Source organism: Methanobacterium paludis (assembly GCF_000214725.1).
Classification (GTDB): Archaea; Methanobacteriota; Methanobacteria; order Methanobacteriales; family Methanobacteriaceae; genus Methanobacterium_C; species Methanobacterium_C paludis.
Map to the genome: position 1 here is coordinate 609201 of NC_015574.1, position 11340 is coordinate 620540.

Consider the following 11340-nt stretch of genomic DNA (forward strand, 5'->3'; position numbering starts at 1 on the left):
TTTGATCAAGAGTTCAATTTGATTAAAAAAAATAATATAAAATCAGAATATAAACGAGTTAAATCCAAGATATAAAGAAATAAGCCGTAATATAGATGAATTAAAATAAAAAAGAGAATTTGTTTGATTTTTTAGAATCAAACGATGTTGTGCTTCTGGAGTAATCTAAGTTCATCTGTTGAAAGTTTTTTACCTTTCTTGAACTTTTCGAATAGATCCTGTGCAATCTCTTTTTCTGCCATGTTTTTCTTTTTACTGGCTTCATGTTCTGTGTTTCGTTCTTTTGACTTTGTTTTGTCAAGAGCTTTGTTTACCTTTTTTATTTCACTGAAAATGGCTTTCACAGATTCATGTTTTTCAGAAGCTTTTTGGCGGGTTTCCATGAATTCATTGTGAGCATCATCTGCTTTAACCCTTATTTCATCGATTCTTCTGAAATATTCAATCATATTTTCATGGGTTTCCTGAGCTTTGTCTGAGAGTTCCACAACTTTTGCATGATGTTCTTCTGATGCCGTCCTAAGTTCCTGAGCTTCAGTTCGAGTTTCTTCATCCTCATGCATACCTTTGAGTTCTTTCCTAAGATCTGTGGCTTTTTTTACAAGTTCATTCTCTTTTTTCATGTCAAGAACTTTGGTTTCTATTGTTTTCTCAAGTTTTTCAATCTCATTTTGAGCTTGAAGTATTTCTCTTCTTCCAGAGGCCCATTCCATCTTTTTAAGTTTCTGGTTGGTCTCGTCCCTCAGTTTTTTGTATTTCTTAACTTCTTTGTTAATTTGGTCACGTTCGTCTCTGTATTTGAGGGCTTTGTCCAGATTTTCTTTTATGCTGTTGTTTAGATCGTCTCTTAGATGTTTATGTTCCCTTGCTTTCTCATTAAGTTCATCTCTTTCTTTTGTGAACTCTTTGAGTTTCTTTTCAAGTTCTTTTTTATCTTTAAGTAGTTCTTTAAAGTTTTTTCCAGCATAAGGAGATTTCTCATGAGATTTAGGTTCTTCAGTTTCCTTTTCAGTTTTAGCTAGTTCAGTACTTTTAGTTTCAGCTAGTTCAGTACTTTTAGTTTCAGCTAGTTCAGTACTTTTAGTTTCGGCTAGTTCGGTACTTTCTGTTTCGGCTAGTTCGGTACTTTCTGTTGTTTCTTCAGGGCTGGTTTCAACTGTCTCTTCAACTTTATCTTCTTCAGCTTTAAAAACAGTTAATAATTCTTTTAAATCCCTTTTTTCCACAACAACATCTGCAATTTCTTTTACAACTGGTTTTGCATCAAATGCTATACCCATGCCAGCTTCCTGGAGCATTGAGATATCATTTGCACCGTCGCCAACAGCTGCTGCCTCTTCTGCAGATATTTTTTCCATTTCTAAAATCTCTTTTAGAACGTCAGCTTTTGAACCGGTTACAAGTGGGCCTGAAACTTCTCCTGTTAATTTCCCATCTTCCTCATGGAGAACGTTTGAAAATGCGTAATCCATATTCAGCTCGTTTTTCATGCGGTCTGCAATGATTTCAAAGCTGCCGGTTATAACTGCAATTTTATACCCTCTCTTTTTGAGTTCTGCGATAGTTTCGCTGGCTCCTTCCATTAAAGGTATTTTATAAACAGCTTCTTTAATTTCGTCAACCGAAGCTCCTTTAAGCAGAGTTATTCTTTCTTTAAGGGCTGTTTCAAAATCAAGGTCCCCTTCCATTGCCTTTTTTGTTATTTCTGATATTTTAGCTTCAACGCCCATCAGTTTGCCTATTTCATCGATGGCTTCGCCATCTATAAGAACGTTATCAAGATCAAATGCTATGAGTTTAATCAAAAGATCACCGAGTTAATCAAGTTAAAAAATGAAATTATATCAAATCCAGTTCAATTAGTCTTTCTTTGGTTTTTTCCACACCAAGTTGAGCGTCTTCTTTACTTTTTGCGCCAGTACATACTACTTTTCCTGAACCGAATAAAAGTAGAACAACTTTTGGTTCACCAAGTCTGTAAACTAGTCCGGGGAACTGTTCAGGTTCGTATTCTGTGTTTTCCAGGTCCATAGCAACTGCCTCGAGATTAAGAGTGCTCATAAGGTTTGCTGAGGCAACTATGTTCTGTATTTTTATCTCAAATTCGTGTGGTATGTCGGGGTCAAGACTTCTCATCTTGTCCACAGCTATGTGTATAGCCTTTATTGAATTTTCTATTGATTTTGCACCTGTACAAACGAGTTTTCCAGATCCAAATATTAATGCGGCTGTTTTAGGTTCTTTAAGTTTGTAAACCAGGCCGGGAAATTGTTCAACATTGTATTCTACTCCCTCAAGCGCGGGTGCAACCTTGGGAAGTTCCAAGGATTTACCGAGCGTTGCGGAAGCCACAATGTTTTCAACTTTGATTTTTACATCAGTTACATCGGTCATTTCATGTTCCTCCAGATCATTTAATCATTATTAAATATTAAATGTAGTTTATATATATTCTATAAATTGTTACTTATTATTTAAATTATAAAATCTTTATAAAAATGTCTTGTTTAAATGTAAATATAACTCTTTTAAATAGATCTTTAAATAGAAACCTTCAAAAAATATTTAATATGATTATTATTGATGACCCCCTTATAAAAGAATTTCTACAAAATTGGAACATCAAACCAAAAACACAAAGAAATATTCATAAATTATCAGATTACTGCAAAGCAACAAACAAGATCCATTTGAATTGACTGAAGATAAAAATGGGATCAGAATAAACTTAATTTTTCATGATTTTTAAACGCCATATATGGTTATACAAACCTTCTAAGAATGAAACGTTTGATATAATACATGAATAATGAAATTGTATCTGAAGAGCTAAAACTTTTAAATATAAAACTAACTGACTTTTTTTTAAATGATTTTTTGTGAATATTTTATTTTTAACTGATTTTGGATATAAAAAAAGGCGTCAGTTATTATATTATAAATATAATACAAATAATTATAATATTTCTTGGTAATGTAGTAATTAATGTTCATTACAGATTAAACCTTTTTTAGTAATTCAGGTGATGATGATGAAGGGTCCTAAAAAGTATCGTCAGCAGATAAAGGATTTGGGTATTGAGGGCATGGAAATAGATGTGTCTTCCATTGATGTAGCTATGAACACTTTAAATGAATTGGATGAGATGGAAAAGATTTTAAAAAAGATCCGACACAACATCAGGACGGATACAAGGAAGATCCGGTTGGATTACATACGTAGAATACAGGAAGTTGAAGACTCTTCAGGCCTCTTCGGCAGAAAAAAATCCACCGAAAAAAAAATTAAAGAAAAAAAGGCGCTCATAAAGGAGAGAAATATTGAGGTTTCAACTTATGAAGTAGTTGAAGATACAATAGATGGTTATATTAGTCAGATAGAAAGTTCAAAGATTTACATCATGAATTCGATTCAAGATAGAGTTGGTAATACATAGATTGTCATGAGCTGATAACATAGTCAGTTCACCAATAAATTTCCCTTTACCCTCATCAAAAAAAATGAAATTGGTTTAAATATAAAAAATTAGGGTTAATATATTAATAGAAGGTCAAAAGGGGGCCAAAATATAAAACCTGAAAATATAGGGTCTGAAGACCTATCTAATTTTAAAGATGATTTAGAAATTTCCCTTAATGCACGAAAAATCCTTCAAAAAAAGTATTTAATTAGAGACGTAGATGGAAACATCACAGAAACTCCCAGTGAACTTTTTAGGCGAGTTGCAAGAGAGATAGCAAAAATAGATCGTTTATATGACCATGATGCCGATGTTGAAAAGACAGAAGAGGAATTTTTCAATGTAATGTCGTGTTTTGAATTTTTACCTAATTCTCCAACCTTGATGAACGCAGGAACTTCTATAAATCAACTTTCAGCTTGTTTTGTACTGCCTGTGGGAGACTCGATGGGAGAAATATTTGATGCGTTGAAGTACATGGCTTTAATCCACAAATCTGGTGGTGGAGTAGGGTTCTCATTTTCAGATCTCCGACCTCAAGGCGATATTGTAAAATCAACGAAAGGAATTGCATCCGGACCACTGTCCTTCATGAGAATTTTTGATGTTGCAACAGATGTTGTAAAACAGGGTGGAAAGCGGAGAGGGGCAAATATGGGAATATTAAACATCAAACATCCTGATATTCTTGAATTTATAGCTGCTAAAGAACAGGAAGGCTTTTTAAGTAATTTCAACCTTTCTGTGGCAGTTGATGATGAGTTCATGCAGAAAGTTGAAGATGATGAGGAATATGAATTAATTAACCCACGAAATAACGAAGCAGTGACAAGGTTAAGGGCACTGGAAGTTTTCAACAGTGTTGTTGAGAAGGCATGGAAAAGCGGAGATCCCGGAATTATATTTTTGGATGAGATAAACAGGAAGAACCCCACAAAGGGGGCAGGTAAGATAGAAGCAACCAATCCATGCGGTGAACAGCCCTTACTTCCCTATGAATCATGCAACTTAGGATCCATAAATCTTGTAAAAATGGTAAAAAATGGTAAAATAAACTGGGATAAACTTAGAAATATCATAAGAACCGCTGTACATTTTCTTGACAATGTTATTGATGCTAACAATTTTCCAATACATCAAATAGAAGTTCAAACCTTGAAAAACAGGAAAATAGGGTTAGGTATTATGGGATTTGCAGAAATGCTCATAATGCTCAATGTTCCATATGATTCCCAAGAGGCAATTAAAATTGCAGAGGAGCTCATGAGTTTTATAGAAACTACTTCAAGAGGGGTTTCAGCAGAACTTGGAAGGCTAAGAGGTTCATTTCCAGATTTTAATGGCAGTATATGGGATTTTAAAGGTTATGGTGCTATGAGAAATGCCACAATAACCACAATCGCACCTACAGGAACCCTGAGCATAATTGCAAATGTTACAAGCAGCATAGAACCCCTTTTTGCTGTTTCATTTATTCGTAAGGTTATGGAGGGTACAGAACTCATTGAAGTGAACCCTCTATTTGAAAAAATAGCTAAAGATGAAGGTTTTTACAGCACGGAACTCATGATGTCAATTGTGAAGCGGGGATCTATACAAGATATTCTGGATATTCCGGAAGATACAAGGCGATTGTTTGTAACAGCCCACGATATTGACCCGCAATGGCATGTGAGAATGCAAGCTGCATTTCAAAGACACGTGGACAATGCAGTTTCAAAAACTGTGAACCTGCCCCATGCTGCATCGATCAACGATGTGAAGAAAGTTTTTTTGCTGGCACACAAACTCAAATGCAAGGGCATAACTGTTTACAGGTACGCAAGTAAGAAGAAACAGGTTTTATACATAAATAAAGATTCACAAGATGGTAATGGTGAAAAATATTTCTGTGTTGACCTGGAATACGCAGGAGGTTGCCCTAAAATCCACTGCCCTGACTGAAACCACAAAAAGTTCTATTTACACAAAAAACTTATTCCATTTTAATCAATGACATAGATAAGACTGAATATGGAGATGTTGAGATGATAGAAGTTGAAGTTAAAGCTCATGTAACTAATTTTGAAGATGTAAAAGAGAAATTAACTGAAATTGGTGCGGAAAAAATAGGAACAGAACATCAGATGGATGTTTATTTCAATGCCCCCCACAGAGATTTTGCACAGACAGATGAAGCACTCAGAATAAGGGAAATTCCGGAAAATGGTGGTAAAAGGATAATTTTAACATATAAAGGTGCTAAACTCGATGGAGTTAGTAAAACACGTAAAGAAATTGAAGTTGATGTTTCAGACAGTGAAAAAATGGCTTCTATTTTGGGAAATATTGGATTCAGGGCCGCTGCAAATGTGGAGAAAGATAGGGTTATTTACTTATTCAATGATTCTTTAATATCTCTTGATCAGGTTAAGAAAGTTGGAAGCTTTGTTGAGATAGAAAAGGAAGCTAAAGAAGATGAAGATTTTAAAGATGCTGTTGATGAAATATTTGAGACCTACAAGAAACTTGGAATAGAAGAAGGATTTGAACGAAGATCCTATCTTGAGTTAATGGGAGTTAAATGAAAATTAACTTTTGATTTCGTTTATTCCAAGATTAAATTTTGTTTTATTCCAAGAATTAAAGGATTTAAATTTTCATAATATTCATATAACTTAGTTTTAATTAGGAATGTTTCAAAAAATATTCAAATAAAAAAAGCGAAAAATACATTTATATAGATGATAAATTTTTTGATGTTGTCAATTAAAAAGATATCAAATAAGAATCATGTTTTTAACCCCATGTTGAAAAATAGAGATCATGATTTGGGCCAGTGTTGAAAGATTTGGGCCACTGTTGAAAATAACGATGTATTAATCAAGCGTTAAAATAAAAAATGTTTTAAAGCAGATATTTTTAAATAAAACTAAATATTATATTTTATTATCCAGATAAAAGATCAAAAATTTGTTATTATGCAAATTTATGAAGATATACTAAAAAGTAGCAGGTGGGAATAATTTGGATTACTTTGTGAGCCCATACAATAAAAAAGTGAATTTAAAATTTCCTGAAGAGGTTAAAATTTACGATACAACATTAAGGGATGGTGAACAGACTCCTGGGGTTTGTTTAAGAACTCCTGAGAAACTCAAAATTGCAAGAAAGCTTGATGAGCTTGGTATTCATCAGATAGAAGCAGGATTTCCAGTAGTGTCAAGTGAAGAAGAAAGATCAGTTAAGGCAATTGTAAAGGAAGATCTGGATGCAGATATACTTGTTCTATCACGTACCAAAAAAGAGGATATTGACGCTGCCATTGACTGCGGTGTTGATGGAATAATAACCTTCATGGGAACTTCGGACCTCCACATCAAAAGCAAGTTCAAAATGATGGACAGGGAAGAAATTCTCAACGTATGCATAAACTCCGTAGAATATGCAAAGGATCATGGACTCTTTGTGGCATTTTCTGCTGAAGATGCAACCAGAACAGACCTGGACTTTCTGAAACAAGTATATAAAAGAGCGGAAGACTGTGGAGCAGACAGAGTGCACATAGCAGACACTGTAGGTGCCATAAGCCCCCAAGGTATGGATTATCTTGTAAGGGAACTTAGATCGGATTTAAAAACTGAAATAGCACTGCACTGTCATAATGATTTCGGTCTTGCCGTTGCAAATTCAATTTCGGGATTGTTAGCAGGTGCAAATGCAGTTTCAACAACTGTAAATGGAATCGGTGAGAGGGCAGGAAACACATCCCTTGAAGAACTGATAATGGCGCTTCAACTTATTTACGGTGTTGACATGGGCTTCAACTTGAAAGTGCTTTGTGACTTATCACGAACTGTTGGAGAACTCACACATCTAGGTGTACCAAAGAACAAACCCATAGTCGGAAAAAACGTTTTCAGACACGAATCTGGAATACATGTTGATGCTGTTATGGAAAATCCATTAACATACGAACCTTTTTTACCTGAAATGATAGGACACCAGAGAAAACTGGTTCTTGGAAAACATTCCGGCTGTAGAGCAGTTAAAGCAAAACTTGATGAGTGTGGATTAAACGTTACCAATGATGAACTCTGCAAGATTGTGAAAAAAGTAAAAAGAAGCAGAGAAGAAGGTAAATACATAAACGACAAACTCTTCAAAGAAATAGTAAGATCCGTAAAAGGACCCTTCGACCCTTAATTAAAGAGTAGTTTAAATTTAATTGAAGTTATAAAAATTTAAAGTGGATTAAACCTTGATTGAAGTTTTGGATTAATGGAAACGGTTGATATCAAATGAACATAACGGAAAAAATTCTTGCAAAGGCATCAATGAAAGATGAGGTTTCTCCCGGTGAGATCATACAAGCAAATGTGGATTTGGCTTTGTCACATGATGGAACTTCCCCTCCAACTATAAACACCTTCAGAAAGATTGCAGATCATGTTTGGGACAATGAAAAAATTGTTATAGTATTTGATCACAACATACCCGCAAACACAATAGGATCTGCAGAGTTTCAAAAAGTTACGAGGGAATTTGCAAGAGAACAAGGTATTAAAAATTTATTCACCCACGGTGAGGGTATCTGTCACCAAGTACTTCCAGAAAATGGTTTCATAAAGCCAGGTACTGTTGTGGTGGGAGCTGATTCACATACATGTACCTACGGTGCTTTCGGAGCCTTTGCAACAGGTATGGGTGCAACTGATATGGCGGTTGTTTTTGCAACAGGCAAAACATGGTTCATGGTCCCTGAAGCATATAAAGTAATCGTAGATGGTAAATTAGGACGTTACGTTACTGCAAAAGATGTTATACTAAATGTAATAAGTAAAATTGGTTCATTTGGTGCAACTTACAAATCCCTGGAATTTCACGGTGAAACAATTGATTCCATGAATGTAGCAGGGCGTATGACCATGTGCAACATGGCAATTGAGAGTGGTGCTAAAAATGGGATAATAGAACCAAATAAAGCAACAATGGAATATCTTAAAGAAAGGAATGTTAAATCATTTGATATTATGGTTTCAGATAGTGATTCCCAATACGAAAAGGAATATCTTTTTGATGTTAATGATATGGAACCCCAGATTGCATGTCCTCACAATGTGGACAATGTAAAACCAATTTCAAAGGTCGAAGGCACAACTATAGACCAGGCGTTTATAGGTTCGTGTACAAATGGTCGACTGGAAGACCTTCAAATCGCAGCAGAAGTTTTGGATGGTTCAAGGGTTCATGAAGATGTAAGACTGATTGTTATACCTGCTTCAGCAGAAATATACCGTAAAGCAATGCATGAAGGAATTATAGACACATTTATAGGTGCAGGTGCCATAGTATGCAATCCTGGGTGTGGACCATGTCTTGGAGCCCATATGGGGGCTATAACCGGAGGTGAGGTCTGTATTTCAACAACCAACAGGAACTTTGTTGGAAGGATGGGTGACCCTGGTTCAGAGGTTTACCTTGCAAACCCTGCAGTTGTGGCATCTTCAGCAATTTCAGGAGAAATAAGCGATCCTAGGAGGTAGTATGGACCAAAATATTGTTGATGCAATCAAAAAAATTGAGAGTGACATTGGAAAACTTTCAAGCGCCCAAAAAATACTTTTAACAACCGATGGCTCTATAACCGCAATACTGGATATTTTGAAGGGTCATGTGCACATAGAAACACTCGTACAGGAATTCAGGGAAGCAGATAGTGACGTGGCAGAACTTTTATCCATAGATAAAGGAGATAATGTAAATTACAGGGTTATTTTAATGGGACCAGGAGAACCCCTGATGCATGCAGTGTCTTACATACCTGTAAAAAGACTTGACAACGATTTTAAGGATGATCTTATAAAGGCAGATATTCCAATTGGTAGAATACTCAAGAAACACAGCATTGAATCGCGAAGGGAAATAAAAAAGGTTTATGTTGAAGATATGAGTGATGAAATGCACGATATTTTTAAAGTGAACTCTCCAATGCTCACCAGAACTTATAACATAATTCACAATGGTGAAATTTTAATATGGATAAAAGAAACGTTCCCCTACAGTTTTTTCAGGGATTAAAGGGGATATAATTTATTTTCATCTATTTTGGTTAAAAAATTTAATTTAAAATAAAAATGTAAAAGCTGTGGTTGAAATGGGTGTAAAATTTAGAGATATCGTAAATCCAGAGCCCCTAGGATTTAACGATTTAAATGGGAAAATAGTAGCACTGGATGCGGCCAATGTTATATACCAGTTCTTATCCAGCATAAGGCAGGTTGATGGTACTCCTTTAATGGATCATAATAAAAATATAACTTCACATTTCAGTGGAATCCTTTACAGGACATCATCTCTTATAGAAAAGGGAATAAAACCAGTTTATGTCTTTGATGGTATATCAAGTTATCTTAAAAAGGGTACTCAAGCTAAAAGGAGAGAAGTGAAGGAAAAATCTGAAAAAAGGTGGAAAGCAGCCCTTGATGAAGGTAATACTGAAGAAGCAAGAAAATACGCGGTTAGATCCTCAAGAATGTCTTCTGATGTAATAGAAGGTTCTAAAAAGCTGTTGAGTCTTATGGGAATTCCACATATTCAGGCAATGGGTGAAGGTGAAGCCCAAGCATCGTATATGGTTGAAAAGGGTGATGCATGGTGTGTGGGATCCCAGGACTATGATTGTGTACTTTTTGGTGCAACGAGGATGGTTAAGAACCTGACAATAACCGGGGGAAAGGCCAACCTTGAACTTATCGAGCTTAAAAAAGTTTTAGAAAGGCTTGAAATAACAAGAGAACAGCTCATTGACGTTGCAATACTTGCAGGTACGGACTTCAACGAGGGTGTGAAGGGAATAGGGGCTAAAAAAGGTTTAAAACTTGTGAAAGAACATGGGGACATATTTAACATTCTTGATCACATGAAAATAGAGTTAGAAGTGGATCCAAATATTTTGAGGGACATGTTTTTAAAACATGATGTTTTAACCGATTATGAATTAAAATGGAGAAGTCCAGATAAGAGTGGAGTAATTGATTACCTATGTGGGGACCATGATTTTTCAGAGGATCGCGTCAGCAGTGCGTTAGAAAAACTTAAAAAACTCGATATGAACCAGAGCAGTCTGGAAAAGTGGTTCTAATCAACCTTTTAAAAAAAGGTTGATCAAAATTTTAATCACAATAAAAAAATAACAACTATTTTAAGAGCAACTAGTTTTAATCAACTATTTTTAATAAAAACTATTTTAAATAATCCCCTCAAATATTTAAAATATACTCAAAATGGCGGATAATCTCCAAAAAACTCACGTGCATATCTGCGTGCAGTTTTAATCTGCTGCGGATATTTAACCTTCAGTTTATTCTCAAGCTCTGCTCTGTCTCTTGAACCAGCAACAGCCTTTAAAACATTCACATAAGCATTCAATGATTCTTCAGAGGGATAACATGGCATTTCAAGGGTTATACAAATATCTTCCCTTTTAAAGCAGGTTGTTCTGATGAAGGGAGAAACAGATCCTATGAGAACTCCATTTTCAAGTTCTATAAGTGGAGGAACACCAACCCTTTTTTCACGGTCCAGATCTATGAGTTTTTTATAACTTTCTGGTTTGTAGCAGTGGGGTTCCACGTAAACTACAGGTTTATAATAGTTTATAATGGATAAAATCTCTTTTCCAATTTTTGATTGGTAATAACGTTTGTCTAGGGTGCTTATATAGGGGCTCCTTTCGCAGTTGTAGATCAAAAGCTTTCCATTTGGAATATCATCTTCATGGATCTGGGAGAGGGCTTTTATGGTTGTAAGTCCTTCTTTACCATGAACTCCACCAACGAAAAGGCGCATTGGTCCTTTACCTTTATTGATAACCTTGAAATAACCCATAAAAACACTC

The 11340-nt window shown here is 35.3% G+C and carries 10 protein-coding genes; 7 read left to right on the forward strand and 3 right to left on the reverse strand.

Annotated features, from left to right (window positions below; genetic code table 11):
* Positions 1–137: 137 nt before the first annotated feature.
* Positions 138–1805, reverse strand: coding sequence for a phosphoserine phosphatase SerB (serB, locus tag MSWAN_RS02820; protein WP_013825104.1), 1668 nt, complete (start codon positions 1803–1805; stop codon positions 138–140).
* A 34-nt stretch (positions 1806–1839) separates the two neighbouring features.
* Positions 1840–2394 (reverse strand): TATA-box-binding protein, encoded by a 555-nt coding sequence (locus MSWAN_RS02825; protein WP_013825105.1) that lies wholly within the window; start codon positions 2392–2394, stop codon positions 1840–1842.
* A 638-nt stretch (positions 2395–3032) separates the two neighbouring features.
* Between MSWAN_RS02825 and MSWAN_RS02830 the strand changes: the two genes are divergently transcribed.
* The 7 genes from MSWAN_RS02830 to fen all read left to right on the forward strand — a co-directional run bounded on the left by MSWAN_RS02830 (position 3033) and on the right by fen (position 10584).
* Positions 3033–3437 carry a hypothetical protein gene (locus tag MSWAN_RS02830; RefSeq protein WP_144011540.1) on the forward strand — a complete coding sequence of 135 codons (405 nt, stop codon included), beginning with the start codon at positions 3033–3035 and terminating at the stop codon, positions 3435–3437.
* 189 nt (positions 3438–3626) lie between these two features.
* Positions 3627–5405, forward strand: a complete 1779-nt coding sequence (locus MSWAN_RS02835; protein ID WP_227717005.1) for an adenosylcobalamin-dependent ribonucleoside-diphosphate reductase — start codon at positions 3627–3629, stop codon at positions 5403–5405.
* An 83-nt stretch (positions 5406–5488) separates the two neighbouring features.
* Entirely contained in the window at positions 5489–6028 is a 540-nt protein-coding gene (cyaB, locus tag MSWAN_RS02840; RefSeq protein ID WP_013825108.1) for a class IV adenylate cyclase, read from the forward strand.
* A 439-nt stretch (positions 6029–6467) separates the two neighbouring features.
* Positions 6468–7646, forward strand: a complete 1179-nt coding sequence (locus tag MSWAN_RS02845; RefSeq protein WP_013825109.1) for a homocitrate synthase family protein — start codon at positions 6468–6470, stop codon at positions 7644–7646.
* Positions 7647–7741: 95 nt separating this feature from the next.
* A complete protein-coding gene (hacA, locus tag MSWAN_RS02850) occupies positions 7742–8986 on the forward strand; it encodes a homoaconitase large subunit (RefSeq protein ID WP_013825110.1) in 1245 nt (414 codons plus the stop codon).
* 1 nt (position 8987) lies between these two features.
* Entirely contained in the window at positions 8988–9521 is a 534-nt protein-coding gene (locus tag MSWAN_RS02855) for a chorismate--pyruvate lyase family protein (protein WP_013825111.1), read from the forward strand.
* Between the two features lie 76 nt (positions 9522–9597).
* Positions 9598–10584 (forward strand): flap endonuclease-1, encoded by a 987-nt coding sequence (gene fen / locus MSWAN_RS02860; RefSeq protein WP_013825112.1) that lies wholly within the window; start codon positions 9598–9600, stop codon positions 10582–10584.
* A 137-nt stretch (positions 10585–10721) separates the two neighbouring features.
* Here fen and MSWAN_RS02865 read toward each other — a convergent pair whose 3' ends face one another.
* Entirely contained in the window at positions 10722–11330 is a 609-nt protein-coding gene (locus MSWAN_RS02865; RefSeq protein WP_013825113.1) for a DUF2119 domain-containing protein, read from the reverse strand.
* Positions 11331–11340 lie beyond the last annotated feature (10 nt).